This is a genomic window from Pseudoalteromonas sp. CST2, from assembly GCF_028599385.1.
Taxonomy (GTDB): Bacteria; Pseudomonadota; Gammaproteobacteria; order Enterobacterales; family Alteromonadaceae; genus Pseudoalteromonas; species Pseudoalteromonas atlantica.
Map to the genome: position 1 here is coordinate 137,252 of NZ_JAQREO010000001.1, position 20,932 is coordinate 158,183.

Annotated in this window: 16 protein-coding genes; 10 read left to right on the forward strand and 6 right to left on the reverse strand. The window is 40.4% G+C overall.

Annotated features, from left to right (window positions below; genetic code table 11):
• Positions 1-49 precede the first annotated feature (49 nt).
• The 6 genes from coaE to nadC all read right to left on the reverse strand — a co-directional run bounded on the left by coaE (position 50) and on the right by nadC (position 6,225).
• Complete coding sequence (gene coaE / locus PSH41_RS00635; RefSeq protein ID WP_064387356.1) at positions 50-670, reverse strand: dephospho-CoA kinase; 621 nt, start codon at positions 668-670, stop codon at positions 50-52.
• A gap of 1 nt (position 671) precedes the next feature.
• The gene (locus tag PSH41_RS00640; RefSeq protein ID WP_273589364.1) at positions 672-1,574 is read right to left on the reverse strand and encodes a prepilin peptidase; all 903 of its coding nucleotides are present in this window, start codon (positions 1,572-1,574) and stop codon (positions 672-674) included.
• 194 nt (positions 1,575-1,768) lie between these two features.
• Complete coding sequence (locus tag PSH41_RS00645; RefSeq protein ID WP_273589365.1) at positions 1,769-2,998, reverse strand: type II secretion system F family protein; 1,230 nt, start codon at positions 2,996-2,998, stop codon at positions 1,769-1,771.
• Positions 2,999-3,087: 89 nt separating this feature from the next.
• On the reverse strand, positions 3,088-4,260 hold the full coding sequence (locus tag PSH41_RS00650) for an O-antigen ligase family protein (protein ID WP_273589366.1): 1,173 nt from the start codon (positions 4,258-4,260) through the stop codon (positions 3,088-3,090).
• Positions 4,261-4,485: 225 nt separating this feature from the next.
• Complete coding sequence (locus PSH41_RS00655) at positions 4,486-4,905, reverse strand: pilin (protein WP_273589367.1); 420 nt, start codon at positions 4,903-4,905, stop codon at positions 4,486-4,488.
• A 474-nt stretch (positions 4,906-5,379) separates the two neighbouring features.
• On the reverse strand, positions 5,380-6,225 hold the full coding sequence (nadC, locus tag PSH41_RS00660; RefSeq protein ID WP_273589368.1) for a carboxylating nicotinate-nucleotide diphosphorylase: 846 nt from the start codon (positions 6,223-6,225) through the stop codon (positions 5,380-5,382).
• 215 nt (positions 6,226-6,440) lie between these two features.
• On the opposite strand from nadC, the gene ampD reads away from it, so the two are divergent.
• The 10 genes from ampD to PSH41_RS00710 all read left to right on the forward strand — a co-directional run bounded on the left by ampD (position 6,441) and on the right by PSH41_RS00710 (position 20,912).
• Positions 6,441-6,995, forward strand: coding sequence for a 1,6-anhydro-N-acetylmuramyl-L-alanine amidase AmpD (ampD, locus tag PSH41_RS00665; protein ID WP_248530498.1), 555 nt, complete (start codon positions 6,441-6,443; stop codon positions 6,993-6,995).
• Positions 6,996-7,008: 13 nt separating this feature from the next.
• Complete coding sequence (ampE, locus tag PSH41_RS00670) at positions 7,009-7,860, forward strand: beta-lactamase regulator AmpE (protein ID WP_154945873.1); 852 nt, start codon at positions 7,009-7,011, stop codon at positions 7,858-7,860.
• A 403-nt stretch (positions 7,861-8,263) separates the two neighbouring features.
• Positions 8,264-9,013: a pyruvate dehydrogenase complex transcriptional repressor PdhR gene (pdhR, locus tag PSH41_RS00675; protein WP_004588597.1), complete on the forward strand. Its 750-nt coding sequence runs from the start codon at positions 8,264-8,266 to the stop codon at positions 9,011-9,013.
• Positions 9,014-9,103: 90 nt separating this feature from the next.
• Positions 9,104-11,770 carry a pyruvate dehydrogenase (acetyl-transferring), homodimeric type gene (gene aceE, locus PSH41_RS00680; RefSeq protein ID WP_024031395.1) on the forward strand — a complete coding sequence of 889 codons (2,667 nt, stop codon included), beginning with the start codon at positions 9,104-9,106 and terminating at the stop codon, positions 11,768-11,770.
• 10 nt (positions 11,771-11,780) lie between these two features.
• Positions 11,781-13,691, forward strand: a complete 1,911-nt coding sequence (aceF, locus tag PSH41_RS00685; protein ID WP_273589369.1) for a pyruvate dehydrogenase complex dihydrolipoyllysine-residue acetyltransferase — start codon at positions 11,781-11,783, stop codon at positions 13,689-13,691.
• A 333-nt stretch (positions 13,692-14,024) separates the two neighbouring features.
• Entirely contained in the window at positions 14,025-15,452 is a 1,428-nt protein-coding gene (gene lpdA, locus PSH41_RS00690) for a dihydrolipoyl dehydrogenase (protein WP_055014755.1), read from the forward strand.
• A gap of 315 nt (positions 15,453-15,767) precedes the next feature.
• Complete coding sequence (locus PSH41_RS00695; RefSeq protein ID WP_273588611.1) at positions 15,768-16,454, forward strand: tRNA-uridine aminocarboxypropyltransferase; 687 nt, start codon at positions 15,768-15,770, stop codon at positions 16,452-16,454.
• Positions 16,455-17,229: 775 nt separating this feature from the next.
• Positions 17,230-18,234, forward strand: coding sequence for a Fe(3+) ABC transporter substrate-binding protein (locus PSH41_RS00700; protein ID WP_029773350.1), 1,005 nt, complete (start codon positions 17,230-17,232; stop codon positions 18,232-18,234).
• Entirely contained in the window at positions 18,234-19,865 is a 1,632-nt protein-coding gene (locus PSH41_RS00705) for an ABC transporter permease (RefSeq protein WP_273588612.1), read from the forward strand. The genes PSH41_RS00700 and PSH41_RS00705 overlap by 1 nt, the downstream gene beginning before the upstream one ends.
• On the forward strand, positions 19,866-20,912 hold the full coding sequence (locus tag PSH41_RS00710; protein WP_273588613.1) for an ABC transporter ATP-binding protein: 1,047 nt from the start codon (positions 19,866-19,868) through the stop codon (positions 20,910-20,912).
• Positions 20,913-20,932 lie beyond the last annotated feature (20 nt).

Here is a 20,932-nt window from a genome sequence, read left to right on the forward strand (position 1 = left end):
ATTACGAGTTTATGTTGTTATGACCGCATTAAGGGGCATTAGTTGTATTTTATACTGCATATTGTAGGTAATTTTTATGAAGAACAACAAGTTCTGCATGAACAAGCGATAAATCGCGGTCATTATTTAGAATATCATCGGCTTTTTGTTGTTTTTCTTCACGCGGCATTTGTGACGCTATAATGCTATTTACTTGCTCAAGGCTAATATTGTCGCGTTTTATAGTACGTTCAATCTGCACAGGCTGTGGTACATCAATTAATAAAGTACGGTTGCAGTATTTGTTAAGTTTATTTTCAAACAATAATGGTGCAACCAATACAACATAAGCACTGCTTGCATTATTTAAATCGGTGAGTATTTTTTCCCGAATAAGTGGGTGTAATAGTGCGTTAAGCCACTTTTTATCATCATTGTTGGTAAATATTTTAGTGCGCAGCGCTGCTCTGTTTAATGTACCATCGGGCAGTAAAATACCCTCGCTAAAGTGTTCAATGATTGCATTTAGCCCTGTGCTATTAGGCGCTACCACTTGGCGGGCAATAATGTCCGCATCAACAACGCAAATACCCAGTTCTTCAAACATATTACTAACAGCCGTTTTACCGCAGCCAATACCACCTGTTAAACCCAATACCCAATTGTTTATTTTAGTTGCTGGCTTATTCATACTAATAACCAATTAAATTAAAATACGCAGCTTGAATTTGAGCGCCCCACAGCAGGGTTATCCAACCCGCGATAGCTAAGTAGGGGCCAAATGGAATGGGTGTTGCTTTGTCTTTACCTTGGATACTTAAAAGGGCAATACCAATAATGGCGCCCACCACGCTAGAAAGCAAAATAATGGTTAATAGTGACTGCCAGCCAAGCAGTGCGCCAAACACGGCCAGTAACTTAAAATCGCCATAGCCCATGCCTTCTTTACCGGTTAATAGCTTAAATAGCCAAAATACACTCCACAGGCTTAAATAGCCGCAGGCTGCCCCTACTATCGCATCGCTTGGGCTTATTGTTATACCCATTACAGCGGCTATAAGTGCAAGCCATACTAAAGGTAAAGTGAGCTGATCGGGCAGTAGCATGTGGTCAATATCAATAAAAGTGAGAGCTACTAAAACCCAGGTAACAAAAATATATAAAAGGGCGTGCTCAGTAGCGCCAAAGCTGTAGGCAATAACTAAACTTAATAGTGCGGTAATAGCTTCAACTATCGGGTAACGCGCTGATATTGGGTTACTGCAATTAGCACATTTACCTTTAAGCATAATCCAACTAATAATAGGAATATTTTGCCAAGGCTTAATCGCGGTTTTACATTTAGGGCAGGTAGAGTTAGGTTTTACTAAATTAAATGGCTCACTGTTACTGGCTTGTGTAGGTTTTGCTGTTAGTTCATCTTCTAATAATAATCTACATTCACTTTGCCATTCTCGCTGCATCATTAACGGCAATCGATAAATAACTACATTTAAAAAGCTGCCTACACATAAACTAACTAAGCCAACCGTGGTTAAATAAAACCACTGCTGACTTTGCATCGCAGTGGTTATATCAAGAAAAAGATTTTCCATTAAAATACCTAACTTCAGGCCATCTATAGGCCAATTTTATTTCGCTGAGTTGAATAGTTTTTACTATTCATTTTATCTTGCAAGCTATTAATTAGCGTTTGAAATTTTGCTTACAGCTTACAGCTTACAGCTTACAGCTTACAGCTTACAGCTTACAGCTTACAGCTTACAGCTTACAGCTTACAGCTATGTTTTTAAATTACAGAGCCTAACTGGAAAATTGGCAAGTACATGGCAACAATTAAGCCACCTACAAGCACACCCAGTACTGCCATAATAAGCGGCTCTAATAAGCTAGATAAGCCATCAACTGCATCATCAACCTCTTGTTCGTAAATTGTTGCTACTTTGGCTAGCATACCATCTAACGAGCCAGACTCTTCACCAATGGCTACCATTTGAATAACCATATCAGGGAATATTTTAGAGTTACGCATTGCCCAGTTCATTTGATTACCCGAGCTCACCTCTGCTTTAATATCTAAAATAGCATAGCGATACACAGCATTACCGGATGCACCAGCAGCTGAGTCGAGTGCATCAACAAGTGGTACACCTGCAGCAAAGGTGGTCGAAAGCGTACGAGCATATCGTGCAACAGCGGCTTTATTTAAAATCATACCAATTACAGGTAGTTTTAATATAGCTCTGTCGGTTGCATCTCTAAGTTTTAAACTTCTGAGCTTAGCTTCTTTAAAAGCATAGCCAAAGCCAACAATGGCTATTAAAATCACCCACCAATATTCCTGCATAAATTCAGATATACCAATAACAAATAAGGTAAAGGCAGGTAGTTGTGCGCCAAATCCTGCAAATATATCTTGAAACTGAGGTACTACAAAAATAAGCAATATAGACGTAACAATACCAGCTATAACTAATACTGAAATAGGGTAAAACATCGCTTTTTTAATTTTTGATTTAAGCGCTTCAGATTTCTCTTTATATAAAGCAACACGGTCAAATATTTTATCAAGCGCACCCGATTGCTCGCCCGATGCCACTAAATCACAATACAAATCATCAAAATAGCGAGGGTGTTTTCTAAGTGCCTGTGAGAGAGGTTGACCTGCTTTTACCTCATCGCCAATGGTTTCCATTAACTTACCAACACTTTTGTTGGTTGAGCCAGAGCCAATCATTTCAATGGCTTGAATGAGTGGTACACCTGCCATTAACATAGTGGCAATTTGGCGTGTAACTAACGCAATATCTTTAGGAATAATTTTTTGAACACTTTGTATGCCAAATAACGGCTTAGGCTTGCGCTTAACTTTTGATGGGGTGATACCTTGTTTTCTAAGCTGGGCTTTAACTAGGGCAACACTAGAGCCTGTTAGCTCCCCTTCAAGTTTTTTCCCTCGTGCACTTACGCCTACCCATTGAAAGGTATCAAGGCTTTTATCTTCTTGTTTTTTTGCCATTGGAAGTACTCAGTTTTATTCGGGTTAAAGATTTATAATCATCATAAGCATAACTTAAACTAATGATTCTTGGTAGAAAATATGTTTTGTCAAAAACGCTGGCCAACAGACCAAAACCGTGGGCCGTATATATAGCCTTTATCAGGGTCTATATTATTATAAATTTCTATTGCTTTTTGTAAGTAGAATGCCCATCCGAGAATAAATACACATGCTAAAAAAAATTTTACATACATATTAATAGAAAGTGGCTGGCTTTTCTTCTTATAAACCCTGCCAATTAGTAAGCCCCACATAATAAATAATAAAGTCTGTGAAACAGGCATCACGTGCACACCAGAGAATAGCGAATAGGTTAAACCTATAGTAAAGGAATAAAAAATAGCTTCTGTAACTATATCATTTTTATGTTTTTTTAGGTGTGTAAATGCTTTTTTTAGCATTGTAAATACCAACACAACAATACATATAAGAGCAATTCCACCCCATTCATTCAAAATTTCAATTAATGAGTTATGTGGATGGCTAAAGGGTGCAGAGCTTCCCAGCGACATTTCAAATACCCCGGGACCATTTCCTATTAGTAAGTTCTTCCAAGTTAAATTGGATAACGTATTCTGCCACAAGTCAATTCGCCCTGATGAGCTTGTGCGGAGTATTTCAGCACCTCCTTGATTTAGTGAATCCAGTACATAAAAACTAATATAGCTTACAACTAGGCAAGCTAACCCTGTTAGTATTTGTTTTTTTAAAGAGGTTTTTAATATAAGTGCTAACACCGAAAAGGTTAAAAAAGAGAGTAAAGCGCCACGGGCTTGCCCAATAAATACGAGTAACAGGTTTAAAAATAAAACCATGAATACGATGCGTTGAATATTCTTAAATTTCAGAAGTAGTATTAAAAAAGGAAGAATAAAGACCTGTACCTGATTAAAAAAGCGAATATTGATAAAGCCAGAATATATTATGTAAGGATTTAGTGGTTGCTGCTCAGAAAGTGTAAAAATGATATTGAGCAAACAAATTAATACTAAGCTTGTGTGGGATATTAATAATGCATAAATGATAAATAAAATAGATTTCTTATCACTTATGGTACTTACATAGTACATACATACAATAAGTAAACTTATATGAAATGTATAAAGCAAACTAAAGCTTGACTCCTGACTCATTAATGATGACAAGAAGCCACAAAAGATAAATAACAAGATGCCACTTTTTTTATCTAATAATGATTTTCTAACGACTTTGTTTTTCAAGATGAAATCAGTGATAGTAAGAAGACTTATACTTACCAAAAAGGAAATTTGGATTATTCGTTGATGGTTATGATAATCGTATGACGCTATAGGTATGAAGGGTAGTAGCGTGCTAAATAAAAACACAATTATAAGGATTGAACTGATTCTTTTATTTACAATCATTGGTACTGAATCTAGATATTAAAAAAGCGCCTAGTTGGCGCTTTTTAGGAAATGATAACTTTAAGAGTGAGGGCAGCTTTTCGGGGCTAGCTCTTGGTTGGCTGCATCAGTGATCCCTGTTGTGGCACATGACCAACCACCAGTTGATGTTCTTGTCCAAGTTAGTTTTGCGCCTGATATTTGTGTTGGGGCATTAATAACTTCACATTCAATAGAGGTTCCAGTAACTGTTATATTACAGTTAGCAGTAGTGGCTTGTAACCCTGCATCATCAATATCAGGAGTTTCGCCTGCGTTCGCAGCTACTTCAAAACCAGTTTTACCAGCAGAAATTTCAGCTAAACCAGCTGTCAACTTTGAAGATGCTTGGTAATTTGAATAAGCAGGCAGTGCTACTGCGGCAAGAATACCGATGATTGCTACAACAATCATTAATTCGATTAGGGTGAAACCCTGTTGTTTTTGAGTCATTGTTTTCATGTTTCCTCTCCTAAAGGATAATGTTTTGTAAGATAGTCAGGTTAGTGGCGAAAGTGCCAAACTTAATTTACCTGATTAACTTTACAGATTTACTTAAAAATAAATTTTCACGTACTTTTAGCCTTAGGTATGAAACACAAAAGCTAAATGTGAGTTCATTATGTTGCAACTTGCGTAGGCTACCTAAACACAAAGTAGACTAAATATAGGAAACATACTGACCATTTGCTTTAATCTTTTAGGTATTTTTTGAAGATTAAAACAAAAAGCAGTTACTTATTACTATATTTTTCAAGGAAGTAATACAACAGGGTTAGTCTAACACTTTTTTTATGCTTAAAGCACACAAAATTTTCTAAAAAGGATACTTTATTTAACAAAATGTTACAAAGTAAGCCTTTTGGATTATTAAAAGTCTTTTCATGCGTTTTGTCAATTAATTAGCATCAATAAAACTAAATTGTTGTCGTGCTTTTATACAAAACGCATCGATAAATCGATTGATTGTAAATTTTTTGTAAGTGCGCCGCTGGATATAAAGTCGACACCTGCCTGCGAGTAAGTTTTAAGCGTTTCTAGCGTCATATTGCCAGAAACCTCTAATTTAGCGCGCTTATTAGTAGTGACCACAGCTTGCTGAATTTGTTCAACGCTAAAATTGTCGAGCATGATTATGTCGGCGCCTGCATTAATGGCTTGCTCAAGTTCATTTAACGACTCAACCTCTACTTCTACGGGTTTTGTAGGATGGTTTTGCTTGGCTTGTGCGACTGCTTTATCAATTCCGCCACACGCTGCTATGTGGTTTTCTTTAATTAAAAACGCATCAAATAAGCCTATACGGTGATTTGCACCGCCGCCGCATTTAACAGCGTATTTTTGAAGTAGCCTGAGTCCTGGCATTGTTTTACGGGTATCGAGCAGCTGGGTTGTGGTGCCGCTAAGCTCTTTTACATAATTTGCAGTTGTGGTTGCGGTACCCGAAAGCGTTTGTACAAAATTAAGCGCGGTACGCTCTGCAGTTAAAATAGCACGGGCAGAGCCCTTAGCTGTAAATAAGGTGCTATTTGCTGGCACAAAATCGCCATCATTTACTAATACGTTTACTTCAACGCTTGGATCTACTTGCTTAAACACTTCTATAATGATGTCTTTACCGCAAAAAACGCAGTCTTCGCGGGTAATTACTTTAGCATTTGCGTGCTCGTTTTGTGGAATAAGCTGCGCGGTAATGTCGCCGTCTTGTGCTGATTGATAATTTAGATCTTCATCTAAGGCGAGGGTGACAAGTTGAGTAATAAGCGTGTGCGAAATTGACATATGAAGGCTCATAAGTGTTAATAAATTAAGCAAATTTTACTATGTTTAAATAACTAATAGAAGCGCTTTTAAATGAGCGGGGTTTATTACACCTACATATATAGCGTGGCTGCTAAAAGTAATGCTACCAGCTGAATGTTAGCTAGCGGCAATGGCTATCATTCTTTATATAAATCCTTTAGCATCAAGTTTATGTATACCGTGGTATTAAAATAATGCAGATAGATTCAAGCGGAGTTGTCGCTAATATAACACAGCGGCCGTGTACGCATTTTGATGAGCGCCCTGAAAATACCGATATTTCGCTGTTGGTAATTCATAATATTTCCTTGCCGGCTGGGCAATTTGGCACCGAATATGTTGATGCACTGTTTATGGGTGAGATTGACTGTAATGCGCACCCCAGTTTTTGTGATTTAAATGGGCTTAGAGTGTCAGCGCACTGCTTTATAAAACGTACTGGCGAGATTATTCAATATGTGCCATTTAATAAACGCGCGTGGCATGCCGGGCAATCTGAATATGAAGGGCAAAGCGCATGTAATAACTTTAGTATAGGTATTGAGCTTGAGGGTACAGATACCACACCTTACACTCAGGCGCAGTACACCAGCTTACATAACCTAACAAAGGCAATTATGACCCGTTACCCGCTTATCACCACTAAGCGAGTTGTAGGGCATTGCGATATAGCACCTGGGCGAAAAACCGACCCTGGGGAAAGTTTTAATTGGCCTGCTTATATAAGCAGGCTAGAACAAGCAAATTAAGTGAGTCGCTATCATGATTTTAGTTTCTATAATTATTGCACTAATACTTGAGCGTTTAGGTGCGCGATCACAGTATTGGCAAATAAGCCATTACGTTAATGGTTATTTAAACCGCTCGGGTAGATTACTTAGTGAAAACGGATTGTTTGGCACGGCAATTGGCTTTTTAATTTGGTTAGTTTTGCCGGTAGTGGCTATTGCGCTTATATATGTACTCTCTGACTTTGTACTGTGGCAGTTAGCTATAAATGTTGCGGTTTTATTGGTTTGTTTTGGTTGTGCTAAGCACCGAGCTTTATATAAGTCGTATTTAAATGCACTAACGCGGGATGATAAAACCGCGGCCTCATTATACGCACTACAAATGGGGCAAAAACACCTAGAGGATGAAGAGGGCGGAGAAACATTTGGGCAAACCTTAGCGTGGATTAATTTTAGATTTTATTGCGCCGTTATTTTTTGGTTTGTAATGCTTGGCGCCCCAGGTGCCGTGTTGTATGCAATAGTGCGTACGTTGGCCGATTTAGTTAAAGAAAACCATAAAGTGGTGTTTGCAAATCGTTTTACGCTGCTGCATAAATTATTATTTTGGCTAGATTGGCTGCCAGCACGTGTTGCAAGCTTTGGCTATTTAGTCATTGGTAACTTTAATAAAGGTACAAGCTGCTGGCTACATTATGTATTGGATTTTAAAACACCAAACCGCAAAGTAGTTACGTGTACAGCGCTTGCGGCTGAACAAGTAGAACAGCGTTATTACGGATGTGCTATTGAAGCCACTTGTATGATTAAATTAGTTAAACGCAACGTGCTTTTTTATTTAGTACTGATTGCACTGCTTACTTTATTTGGCGGTTTATCGTAGTCGCGATTTTACATCGCGCAATGTACGCCGCGCTTAGGGTGAGTCTCGGGGTGAGGGTGTTAGTCGCGGGGTAAACCCGCAGCTACGACCTTCTTTGATTCAAAAATTAATTTCTTCAATAAATTCAACTAGAGCGAATATTCTAATTCGCTCTGGTCAGACCACTTTTTTCATCTTGTTAACGTTTGAATAAAACAACCTCAATTGTGCATTGTTTGAACTTCGTTCAAAATGCGTTACGCTACTCTAATTGCTCAAATAACCCGTAAATTGACAGTTATTTGCCTTTTTGATACCTTATTGAAAATTTTTGGTATGACCAATTTACCTTTTGGGTAAATCGTCAAGCTCTAGGCCTTAAAAATTAGGCTTTTTAGTATTTATGCAACGTGGACGTTGATTAATGTCTTTAAAGATTAAAGCAGCAAAGTTATCTGATGTTATTTTACAGCAACTTGAGAATATGATTCTTGAGGGCTCATTAGCGCCAGGTGAAAAACTGCCGCCAGAGCGCGAACTAGCAAAACAGTTTGAGGTGTCTCGCCCCTCACTGCGTGAAGCTATCCAAAAGCTAGAAGCAAAAGGATTGGTCACTCGCAGGCAAGGCGGTGGCACGTTTGTAAAAAATCAGCTTGAAGAAGGACTCACTGATCCGCTGTTTGATTTGATCAGTAAGCATCCTGAATCACAGTTCGATTTACTTGAATTTCGTCATGCACTTGAAGGAATTGCTGCATATTATGCGGCGCTTCGTGGTACCAGCACCGATTTTACCAAGGTTAAACAAAGCTTTGATAAAATTGCTCAAGTTAATAACGATTTACAATTAAAAGCCAAAGCAATTAATGCGTTTCACTTTAGTGTAGCCGAAGCCTCACACAACGTGGTTTTACTTCACTTAGTGCGAGGCATGCAAGCGCTACTGGAGCAAAATGTATTGCAAAACTTAACGGTTTTATTAAAAAAACCAGATATTAGCAATCAATTAGCCCAGCACAGGCGCTTATTAATGGATGCCGTAATTGAGGGCAATCCAGAACAAGCCCGTTTAGCAAGTAATGCCCATTTAGCCTTTATTGAAGAAGCATTACTTGAAGCGGGTAAAGAGCATTCGCGAATTGAACGTAGTTTAAGACGCACAAAACAAAATTAAGCTAATACGCTGTACTTAGAACACACTAACTTAGGTATACGTGGTATTAAATTAACAACATTCGTATTTTAAACATAAGGAAACCTCCATATGTCTGAAGTCAATAAAATTGACGTAGACGCGCTAGAAACACAAGAGTGGTTACAAGCTCTTGAATCAGTTGTGCGCGAAGAAGGTGTTGAACGAGCTCAATATTTACTTGAGCAAGTGTTAGAGCAAGCCCGTTTAGACGGCGTTGATATGCCAACTGGCACAACAACTAACTACGTTAATACTATTCCAGTAGATCAAGAACCGGCGTACCCAGGGGATGTAAACCTTGAGCGTCGTATTCGTTCGATTATTCGTTGGAATGCAATCATGATTGTATTACGTGCATCGAAAAAAGATCTCGACTTAGGCGGCCATATGGCGTCTTACCAATCATCAGCTGCGTTTTATGAAGTGTGTTTTAACCACTTTTTCAAAGCGCCAAATGAGGTAGACGGCGGTGACTTAGTTTACTACCAAGGTCATATTTCTCCGGGTATTTATGCGCGTGCATTTGTTGAAGGTCGTCTTACGGCTGAGCAGCTTGATAACTTCCGTCAAGAAGTAGATGGCAAAGGTTTACCGTCATACCCGCATCCTAAATTAATGCCTGAATTTTGGCAGTTCCCAACGGTATCAATGGGCTTAGGTCCAATTGCGTCTATTTACCAAGCACGCTTTTTAAAATACCTAGACGGCCGTGGCTTAAAAGACACTAAAAACCAACGTGTATACGCGTTTTTAGGTGACGGTGAAATGGATGAGCCAGAATCACGCGGCGCAATCTCTTTTGCTGCACGTGAAAAGCTAGACAACCTATGTTACTTAATTAACTGTAACTTACAGCGTTTAGATGGCCCAGTAATGGGTAACGGTAAAATTATTCAAGAACTAGAAGGCCTATTTAAAGGCGCTGGTTGGAACGTAATTAAAGTTGTATGGGGCAGCGGATGGGATATTCTGCTAGCTAAAGATACATCAGGTAAATTACTACAATTGATGAACGAAACAATTGATGGTGATTACCAAACATATAAAGCCAAAGATGGCGCGTACGTACGTGAGCATTTCTTTGGCCGTTATCCAGAAACAGCTGCACTTGTTGCAGATATGACTGATGACGAAATTTTTGCGCTTAAGCGTGGTGGTCATGAACCATCAAAACTTTATGCTGCATTTAAAAAAGCTGAGCAAACCAACGACCGTCCTACCGTAATTCTTGCTAAAACTGTAAAAGGTTACGGCATGGGTGAAGCGGCTGAAGGTAAAAACATTGCGCACCAAGTGAAAAAAATGGACATGAGCCATGTTGAACACTTACGTGACCGTTTAGGCCTACAAGATTTAGTATCAGAAGAGCAAATTAAAGATCTTCCGTACTTAACGCTTGAAGAAGGCTCAGAAGAATATAAGTACTTACACGCACGCCGTGATGCACTTAAAGGTTACACACCTACACGTATTCCTAAGTTTACTGAAGAGCTAAAACTGCCAGAAGTAGACGCATTTAAGCCGCTACTTGAAGAGCAAAAACGTGATATTTCTACCACAATGGGCTTTGTACGTGCACTTAACGTGTTACTAAAAGACAAAGGCATTGGCAAAAACATTGTGCCAATTATTGCTGATGAAGCGCGTACATTTGGTATGGAAGGTTTATTCCGTCAAATCGGTATTTACAATCCACATGGCCAAAACTACACCCCTCAAGACCGCGATATTGTTTCTTACTACAAAGAAGCTACATCAGGCCAAGTGCTACAAGAGGGTATTAACGAGCTAGGTGCAATGTCGTCATGGGTAGCTGCTGCAACATCTTACAGCACTAACGATTTACCTATGATCCCATTCTACATTTACTACTCTATGTTTGGTTTCCAACGTGTTGGCGACATGGCATGGATGGCGGGTGACCAGCAAGCACGTGGTTTCTTATTAGGTGCAACAGCAGGTCGAACTACGCTAAATGGTGAAGGTCTACAGCACGAAGATGGTCACAGCCATATTCTTGCAAATACGGTTCCTAACTGTATTTCTTACGACCCAACGTACGCATTTGAAGTAGCGGTAATTATTCAAGATGGTATTCGTCGTATGTACGGTGAAAACCAAGAAAACATTTACTACTACCTAACGCTTATGAACGAAAACTACCATCAACCAGCAATGCCAGAAGGCGCTGAAGAAGGTATTCGTAAAGGTATTTACAAGCTTGAAAGCTACGAAGGTAAAAAAGCCAACGTACAGCTATTAAGCTCAGGTACTATTATGACTGAAGTGCGCAAAGCTGCAGCCATTTTAAGCGAAGAGTACGGTATTGCTTCTGATGTTTATTCAGTAACATCATTCAATGAGCTTACCCGTGACGGTCAAGACGTTGAGCGTTTCAACATGCTTAACCCAGAAAGCGAGCAAAAAACGCCATACATCACTAGCGTATTAAACGATTCAGTGACTGTTGCTGCAACCGACTACATGAAAAACTACGCAGAGCAAGCGCGTTCATTTATTCCAAGCAGCAACTATAAAGTGCTTGGTACAGATGGTTACGGACGCTCTGATAGCCGTGAAAACTTACGTCGTCACTTTGAAGTTAATGCAAGCTACGTGGTTGTTGCTACGTTATCTGAACTTGCTAAACGTGGTGATGTTGAAAAGTCAGTGGTTGTTGAAGCAATTAAAAAGTTCGACATTGACACAAACAAACTAAATCCACTGTACGCATAAGAGGTTTGCAATGAGTATTGAAATTAATGTACCAGATATCGGTGGCGATGACGTAGAAGTAACCGAAATCTTAGTAAGCGTTGGCGACAAAGTAGATGTTGATCAATCGCTACTAACCGTTGAAGGCGATAAAGCATCAATGGAAGTACCTGCTGCGCAAGCAGGTACAGTCAAAGAAATTAAAGTAAGCGAAGGCGACACGGTAACAACAGGGTCGTTAATCATGATTTTTGAAGGCGAAGAGTCAGGTTCACAAAGTGAGCCAGAAGCGCCAGCTAAAACTGAGGCATCTGCACCTGCAGAAGCTTCAGGTTCTTCAACTAAAGAAGTAACCGTACCAGATATTGGTGACGACGAAGTTGAAGTAACAGAAATCATGGTCGCTGTTGGTGACAGCGTAGATGAAGAGCAGTCAATTTTAAGTGTTGAAGGCGATAAAGCATCTATGGAAGTACCAGCTCCTTTTGCCGGTATTGTAAAAGAAATTAAAGTAGCCGAAGGCGACAAAGTAAAAACAGGCTCTTTAGTGTTTGTTTTTGAAGTTGCTGGCTCAAGTGCACCTGCATCAGATGCGCCAAAGCAAGAATCTGCGCCAGCAGAGACTACTCAAAGCGCCGAGCCTAGCACAAAAGAAGTAAACGTGCCTGATATTGGCGATGATGAAGTTGAAGTAACTGAAATCATGGTTGCTGTTGGCGATACGGTTGAAGAAGAGCAATCTATCTTAAACGTTGAAGGCGACAAAGCGGCAATGGAAGTACCAGCCCCGTTTGCTGGTACCGTTAAAGAAATTAAAGTGGCCGCTGGCGATAAAGTCAAAACTGGCTCACTTGTGTTTGTTTTTGAAGTTGCAGGCAGTGCGCCAGCAAAAGCAGCAGCCCCGGCTGAGCAAAAGCCAGCGGCTGCACCAGCAAAAACCGAGTCTGCGCCAGCTCAAGCAGCACCTGCGGCTAAAGCAAGCAACGAAAGCTTTGAAAACAACAGCGCGTATGCCCATGCATCGCCAGTTGTTCGTCGTTTAGCGCGTGAGTTTGGTATTAACTTAGCAAACGTTAAAGGTTCTGGGCGTAAAAACCGCGTAGTAAAAGAAGACGTGCAAAACTATGTTAAAAACCTAGTTAAGCAAGTTGAATCAGGCCAATTACCAGCTGGTAAAGGCAATGCGGGCGGTGGTGAGCTTGGCTTAATTCCGTGGCCGAAAGTAGATTTTGCTAAATTTGGCGAAATTGAAGAGAAAAAACTATCGCGTATTCAAAAGCTGTCGGGTAAAAACCTACACCGTAACTGGGTGCAAATCCCACATGTTACACAGTTTGACGAAGCTGATATCACAAGCCTTGAAGTGTTCCGTAAAGAACAAAACGTGTTAAGCGAGAAGAAAAAGCTCGGCGTTAAAATCACACCACTTGTGTTTGTGATGAAAGCGGTAGCGAAAGTACTTGCTGAGTTCCCAACGTTTAACTCGTCATTGTCTGAAGACGGTGAAAGCCTTATCCTTAAAAAGTACATCAATATTGGTGTGGCAGTAGATACGCCAAATGGCTTAGTTGTTCCTGTATTTAAAGATGTGGACAAAAAAGGCATTATTGAATTATCTCGCGAGCTGATGGATATTTCTAAAAAGGCGCGTGAAGGTAAGTTAACGTCATCTGATATGCAAGGCGGCTGTTTTACTATTTCAAGCTTAGGCGGTATTGGCGGTACGGCATTTACGCCGATTGTTAATGCACCAGAGGTGGCTATTTTAGGTGTATCTAAATCTGAAATGAAACCTAAGTGGAATGGTAAAGACTTTGAACCAAAATTAATGGTTCCGCTTTCTATGTCGTACGATCACCGTGTGATTGACGGTGCTCTAGCTGCGCGCTTTACCGCAACGCTTGCTAGCTACATGAGCGACATACGTCAATTAGTGATGTGACACCAATTTTATTAAAAAGGCGATCATTCTAGCGATTTAAATAGCACTTTAACTGCTTCAGAAATTACTTATATAGGAAAAACTATACAGCGTAATTTCTACCTTGTTATAGCGCTATTTTGCTGTCGCGATAATTGCTCGCTAATTTAATTCAATTGATGTTTGCAAAAAAACAAAATCAAATCCCAGCCAGTTGTTTTTAGCTGGGATTTTTACTATATGCAATGATACAATCTTTGCACTATTTGTGAATTGCTCTGATTTTCTGCCCATGCAGAAACATGGCAGTTAAATTTTAGGGCAGTGTCCCGTTCAAACAATTAAGGTAATAGCATGAGCAACGAATTAAAAACTCAAGTTGTTGTACTAGGCGGTGGTCCTGGTGGTTACTCTGCGGCTTTCCGTGCTGCTGACTTGGGCTTAGAAGTTACATTAGTAGAATCGCGTGAAACATTAGGCGGCGTATGTCTTAATGTTGGTTGTATTCCTTCAAAAGCACTTTTACACGTGGCTAAAGTGATTGATGACGCTGCAGAAATGTCATCTCACGGTGTTACTTTTGGCGCTCCGCAAATTGATTTAGACAAAATTCGCTCTTGGAAAGAGTCGGTTGTTGGCCAGCTTACAGGTGGCTTAGACGGCATGGCTAAGATGCGTAAAGTTAAAGTTGTACCAGGTTACGGTAAATTCACTGGCAGCAACACTTTAGACGTTGAAGGTGCTGACGGCACTACAACTATTACATTTGATAACGCAATCATTGCTGCGGGTTCTAAACCTGTAAGCTTACCGTTCATCCCAGAAGATGACCGTGTAATTGATTCAACGGGCGCATTAGAGCTTAAAGACATTCCAGAGAAGCTACTTGTTTTAGGCGGTGGTATTATCGGTCTTGAAATGGGTACTGTTTACCGCGCATTGGGTTCTGACATTGATGTAGTTGAATTTGCAGATCAGTTAGTTCCGGCTGCGGATAAAGATATCATCAAGATTTACCAAAAATACGTAAGCAAAAAATTCAATGTTATGCTTTCAACTAAAGTTGTTGGCGTTGAAGCGAAAGATGATGGCTTATACGTTACTTTTGAAGGTAAAAATGCACCAGCTGAACCAGTACGTTACGACAAAGTACTTGTTGCAGTAGGCCGTACGCCTAACGGTAACTTGCTTGATGCTGATAAGGCAGGTGTTAATGTAGATGAGCGTGGCTTTATTAATGTTGATAAGCAATTACGTACTAACGTAAACCATATTTTTGCGATTGGTGACTTAGTTGGCCAGCCTATGCTTGCGCATAAAGCGGTACACGAAGGCCATGTTGCAGCAGAGGTTATCTCTGGTCAGAAGCACTTCTTCGACCCTAAATGTATTCCTTCAATTGCGTACACTGACCCAGAAATCGCTTGGGTAGGTGTTACTGAGAAAGAAGCAAAAGAGCAAGGCTTAAGCATTGAAACTGCGGTATTCCCGTGGGCAGCATCAGGTCGCGCAATTGCATCTGCTCGTACTGAAGGTTCTACTAAGCTTATCTTTGATAAAGACAGTGGCCGTGTAATCGGTGGTGCTATGGTGGGTATTAACGCAGGCGAAATGCTTGGCGAAATCGGCTTAGCAGTTGAAATGGGCGCAGACGGTGAAGATTTAGCACTTACTATTCATGCTCACCCAACATTGAACGAGTCTATTGGCCTTGCAGCTGAGATTTTTGAAGGTTCAATCACTGATTTACCAAACAAAAAAGCGGTTAAAAAGAAGAAGTAAACTCTTTTAGTTAACTGTTTAAAAACCCAGGCCTCGGCTTGGGTTTTTTGTTTTTATAGCCGTCAGCCGTCAGCCGTCAGTTTAAGACAAGCTCGTCTTGACACGTAAGTTAATATGAGCAAAATTTCTAGCTGATAGCTGATAGCTGATAGCTGATAGCTGATAGCTGATAGCTGATAGCTGATAGCTGATAGCTGATAGCTGATAGCTGATAGCTGATAGCTGATAGCTGATAGCTGATAGCTGATAGCTGATATCTATTCCCTTTTATTTTAGCTACAATACGCGCCGAACAAATTTTAGGTAATAGCCCTCTTGAAAAATCCCCAACATAACTCAGTATTAGTTTTGCGTGCTCAGCAAATTAGCGAATCGCGTCGCGAATTTAATGCCCGTGGCGGCAAAATGGCTCGCTGTGAGCAGTGTTTAATTGCTAAGCATTACTGTATATGTGAGGGTGTAGAACAGGCGCAGTGCGATGCTGGCGTGTGTTTATTAATGTATCATAATGAAAGCTTTAAACCGTCAAACACAGGGCGTTTAATTGCTGAAATAGTCCCTGACAACTATGCATTTAGATGGGACAGAACAGAGCCAAGCGCTGAGCTATTAGCTTTATTAAACAACGCTGATTATCAACCTATGGTGATATTTCCAGCTGAAGATGTAGAGCCGGGCAGGGCAACTACCGAAGTAAACATTGAGCCTGGCAAAAAGCCATTATTTATATTTTTAGATGGCACCTGGCGCGAAGCTAAAAAAATGATCCGCAAAAGCCCGTATCTAGATAATTTACCGGTGTTGTCGATCACAGCTGATAAATTATCAGATTACCGTTTACGCGTTGCACCTCACGCATACCAGTTAGGCACTGCTGAGGTAGGCATTATGGTGTTAGCGCTCGCAGGTGAGCAAGATGCCGCCTTAAAACTTGAACAGCACTTTATAAAATTTCGTGATGCGTACTTACTTGGTAAGCGAAATAAGGGCAGGCCACAGTAACTTAATTTTAGGCAAAGAAAAGCGCGCTCTATCTCTAGGCGCGCTTGCGGAATCTTCTAATTTTGCATCCTGCAATTGAACTTAATCAACTCCAATTTTTACTTATCCATGTGATTACGATATTACTTTTTAGTTCTATGTAATTTAGGCTATCCGGGCCTATCTCCTTTAAATCCCTGTACATCCTGTAGTGGTAAAAACTATTACCTATTCCTTTTGGCACATCCTAGTGCAGTCCATTAATTTACAATTCCATTGTGTTGCCTCAAGGGCCTGTCCATTTAATTCCTATCACATCCTGTTAAACAACTATCCGCTGTTGTTATCCTTGCTGTATCGTCCTGATACGTTCCTTTGTGCAACAATCCATTGCGATACTCATCCTGAGCCTGTCCTAATTTCCGTGTTGTCCGTAGTAACCTAATCATTGGTTGTTCGAGTAAGCAGTCCATTTCCTTTTACTCGATAAGCATCACTGCTTGGTTGATGTAGTAATTGTAGCGTGCTGGTGCAACTAAAATAGGTTAAAACGGCTATGGATTTACTTATAAAAAGTGAGTATTTATAACAAATCAAATAAAAACAGATGCTTACATTGTTTTTAGTGGGTTGTTATAGGTTTTTTTACTCATTAGCTGTCAGCTCTGTAAGAGATGTCTTACGCGGTATTTCCCTTTTGGTCATTAATTACTTATTTACATTTATGTAAAGAGTGTATATTTTCACGTATCACGATAAAATCCCCTGTAAATAATTACTATTTAGGTAAATTGATATGAGAACTGCACTGGCTATACTTACTTGTATTATTAGCGCTTCGCCTGCGTTTGCGAGCGATGTTGTTAATATTTACTCTTTTCGTCAACCGTTTTTAATTCAACCTATTTTAACTGACTTCACTAAGCAAACAGGCATTAAAACGAATGTGGTTTTTGCAAAAAAAGGGTTAATAGAGCGTGTTAAGCGTGAAGGAAAACACAGTAAAGCCGATTTAGTATTAACATCTAACTTTAGTGCGCTTATTCAGCTAGAAGATCTAAATTTAACGCAAAGTATTAAAAGTGATCGCATTAAAAACAATATTCCTGCGTCGTATAGAGATAGCGACGGGCAGTGGGTGGCATTAACTAAGCGGGTTCGTAATGTGTATTCATCAAAAGAGCGCCTAGGTGCATTACCTGAACTCACCTACGAAGATTTGGCTAACCCACAGTACAAAGGACAAATTTGTACACGCTCTGGCAAGCACCCTTATAACCTTGGCTTAGTTGCTTCGATGATTGCTCATCACGGCGAGGAAAAAACTAAAACATGGTTAGAAGGTGTTAAAGCTAATTTAGCACGTAAGCCACAAGGGAACGATCGCGCGCAGGTAAAAGCGGTAAAAGAAGGTTTGTGTAATCTTGCTTTAGGTAATAGTTACTACCTTGGCAAAATGCTTCAAGACGACGAGCAAAAAGCGTGGGCTGAGTCTGTTTATATTAATTTTCCTAATCAGCAAAATCGCGGCTCACACATAAATGTTTCGGGTGCTGTCATTACTAAATATGCAAAAAATCCTGATAATGCCCTTAAGCTTATTGAGTTTATGAGCGAAACCAAAGCACAAAATATGTATGCCTCTGTAAATATGGAGTACCCGGTTAAGCAAGGCGTTGAGCTGTCAAGTTTAGTGGCCTCTTGGGGAAGCTTTAAAGAAGATGGCCTAGCACTTGATGAGATCAGTAAATATCGTCCGTTAGCCCTTAAGCTAATAGATGAGGTGAAGTTCGACCTTTAATGAATTTTATATTTAAGCTGTCTAAATGGCAGCTCTTTGCTTGGTCGACAGGGCTTTTATTGTCGGCCCCGCTGTTTTTTCTGATATATGAATCTTTACAAGGCGACTCAGAGGTATTTTCTCATCTGTGGGATACCGTGCTGTGGGATTATATTACTAATACCGTACTGCTTATTTTTGGCGTATGCCTGCTTAGCTGTGCAATTGCGCTTCCGCTTGGTTGGCTCAGTGCGTATTGCTCCTTCCCCGGAAAAAAGCAATTTGAATGGGCGCTTATGCTGCCCCTTGCAATGCCCACCTATTTAATAGCCTATGTGTATACCGATTTGCTAGATTACGCAGGCCCTGTGCAAATAGCCCTAAGAGAGTGGTTTGATTGGCACTCGCCAACGGATTATTGGTTTTTTGATATTCGCACTTTGCCCGGCGCTATGGTGATGATTGCACTTGTGCTGTATCCGTATTTATTTTTAATTTTTAAAACCGCACTGCGAGAGCAGTCATTTAAGTTAGTGCAAGCTAGTCAATTAATGGGTTTATCGCCTTGGCAAAGCTTTTTTAAGGTAAGTATAGTGCTTTCTCGTGGCTCAATTGTGGCAGCCCTTGCGCTCATAAGCATGGAAACCATGGCCGACTATGCAACGGTAAGTTACTTTGCAGTGAGCACTTTAACCACCGCAGTGTACGATACATGGTTTGGTTATTACTCACTCACGGCTGCAGCGAAAATATCGGGCGTTATGCTGTTACTGCTGTTTTTAGCTTTAATGGCGGAGCGCTTTAGTCGGCGTAACCAAGCCGTGTTTGAGCGCCAATCAGGTGTTAATAGCGAGTCGTTATACAAACTTAAAGGTAAACATGCATGGCTGGCTACGTCATTTTGCAGTGTTATTTTGCTCATTGCTTTTATTATACCTATGTTGGTATTGCTAAATTATGCAATAACTTACTTTGATAAAGCGTGGAACACGGCATTTTTTAGTTACGCGTGGCAAAGTTTAAAAGTAGCTATTATTGTAAGCGTAGCCAGCATAATACTCGCTACACTAATCGTTTTTTATCAGCGTGTGGCAAAGCAAGGCTATTCTTTAATACCTGGTCGCTTAGCGAGCACCGGCTATGCACTGCCAGGTACGGTACTGGCTATTGCTGTGTTATTACCGCTTAGCGCATTAGAAAACTCAATAAATGCAGCCCTTGAGAGCTACAACCTAGATATAGGTTTATTACTAACCGGCAGCATTATCACTATTATACTGGCTTACTTAGTGCGCTTTTATGCCATTGCGCACGGTGCTATAGAATCGAGCTTTGTACGTATTAGTCCATCACTGGATATGGCTAGCCAATCTATGGGTAAAAGCCAAGGGCAAACACTGCGCTTAGTGCACCTTCCTTTATTACGTCGGGGTCTTTTAACAGCTGCATTGCTTGTATTTATTGAGTGTATGAAAGAGCTGCCAGCCGCATTGCTATTAAGGCCTTTTGACTTTGAAAGTTTAGCCACACATGTATTTCAATATGTGAGCGATGAGCAGCTTGAGCTTGCTTCTATTTCCGCTTTATTTATTGTTTTGGTTGGGTTGATCCCCTTGTATTTTATTAATCGTTCTATGGAGCAACGCAGTTAAATGAGCCGTTTAAATTTACAAGGTGTGGGTTATCACTACAGTGGCACGCACGTGCTACACAATTTAGATTTAACGGTGGGTCAAGACGAAATTGTGTGTTTGCTCGGGGCCAGCGGCTGCGGTAAAACAACCACCTTAAAAGCAATTGCTGGCCTTATTGAAATAAATGAAGGTAGCGTATTTATAGATGGCAAATGTGTAAGCGATAAGCATACATTTGTATCACCAGAGCATCGTAATATAGGGATGATGTTTCAAGATTATGCCTTGTTTCCGCACCTCAGTGTGGCCGATAATATTGCGTTTGGGCTGGGTAAAATAAGCAAAGTTCAAAAACAGCAACGGGTAGAGGAAATGCTAGAGCTAGTGCATTTAACAGGGTGTGCAAAACGCTACCCTCATCAGCTCTCGGGCGGCCAGCAGCAACGCGTGGCTATTGCGCGGGCTTTGGCTTATAAGCCAAGTTTATTGCTTCTTGATGAGCCTTTTTCGAACATAGATACACAAGTACGCTTTGAGTTAATTGCTGATATTAGGCGCATTATTAAAGCGCAGCAGGTTTCTGCGGTATTTGTTAGCCACTCAAAAGAAGAAGCCTTTGCGTTTTCAGACACGCTAGCCATTATGCACCAAGGAAAAATAGCCCAACAAGGTACACCAGAGCAGCTTTTTGCCATGCCAAAGACAAAGGAGGTTGCAGAGTTTCTGGGTCAGGGCATATACTTAGGCGCAGAAGTGTTAACGGCAACTGAATACACAACGCCTTTTGGTGTCGTGCAATCGCAGCATGAGCATACGCACAGTGCAATAAAAGGGGTGGTGTATATTCGCCCGCACCATATTGAGCTTGCGCAAAATACGCAGGCCGATAACCCTCAAGGTGTGAGCATTTTAAGCCGTCGGTTTATAGGCTCGGCTTATGTTTACACTGTTGTAATTGCAGAGCAAGAGATTGAAGTTGCCGCACAATATGGCCAGTCATTTGAAATAAATGAGCAGGTTATAATAAAAATAAAACCTCACACGGTGAATTTTTTCGAATCATAACAAATGTGTTATTCGCTGTG

What these genes read in the sequence shown, in the direction of transcription:
- PSH41_RS00710 (WP_273588613.1), top strand. Translation starts at nt 19,866, where the DNA reads ATGAGCCGTTTAAATTTACAAGGTGTGGGTTATCACTACAGTGGCACG.
- pdhR (WP_004588597.1), top strand. Translation starts at nt 8,264, where the DNA reads ATGTCTTTAAAGATTAAAGCAGCAAAGTTATCTGATGTTATTTTACAG.
- PSH41_RS00705 (WP_273588612.1), top strand. Translation starts at nt 18,234, where the DNA reads ATGAATTTTATATTTAAGCTGTCTAAATGGCAGCTCTTTGCTTGGTCG.
- PSH41_RS00700 (WP_029773350.1), top strand. Translation starts at nt 17,230, where the DNA reads ATGAGAACTGCACTGGCTATACTTACTTGTATTATTAGCGCTTCGCCT.
- PSH41_RS00645 (WP_273589365.1), bottom strand. Translation starts at nt 2,998, where the DNA reads ATGGCAAAAAAACAAGAAGATAAAAGCCTTGATACCTTTCAATGGGTA.
- aceE (WP_024031395.1), top strand. Translation starts at nt 9,104, where the DNA reads ATGTCTGAAGTCAATAAAATTGACGTAGACGCGCTAGAAACACAAGAG.
- ampD (WP_248530498.1), top strand. Translation starts at nt 6,441, where the DNA reads ATGCAGATAGATTCAAGCGGAGTTGTCGCTAATATAACACAGCGGCCG.
- PSH41_RS00655 (WP_273589367.1), bottom strand. Translation starts at nt 4,905, where the DNA reads ATGAAAACAATGACTCAAAAACAACAGGGTTTCACCCTAATCGAATTA.
- PSH41_RS00640 (WP_273589364.1), bottom strand. Translation starts at nt 1,574, where the DNA reads ATGGAAAATCTTTTTCTTGATATAACCACTGCGATGCAAAGTCAGCAG.
- ampE (WP_154945873.1), top strand. Translation starts at nt 7,009, where the DNA reads ATGATTTTAGTTTCTATAATTATTGCACTAATACTTGAGCGTTTAGGT.
- coaE (WP_064387356.1), bottom strand. Translation starts at nt 670, where the DNA reads ATGAATAAGCCAGCAACTAAAATAAACAATTGGGTATTGGGTTTAACA.
- nadC (WP_273589368.1), bottom strand. Translation starts at nt 6,225, where the DNA reads ATGTCAATTTCGCACACGCTTATTACTCAACTTGTCACCCTCGCCTTA.
- aceF (WP_273589369.1), top strand. Translation starts at nt 11,781, where the DNA reads ATGAGTATTGAAATTAATGTACCAGATATCGGTGGCGATGACGTAGAA.
- lpdA (WP_055014755.1), top strand. Translation starts at nt 14,025, where the DNA reads ATGAGCAACGAATTAAAAACTCAAGTTGTTGTACTAGGCGGTGGTCCT.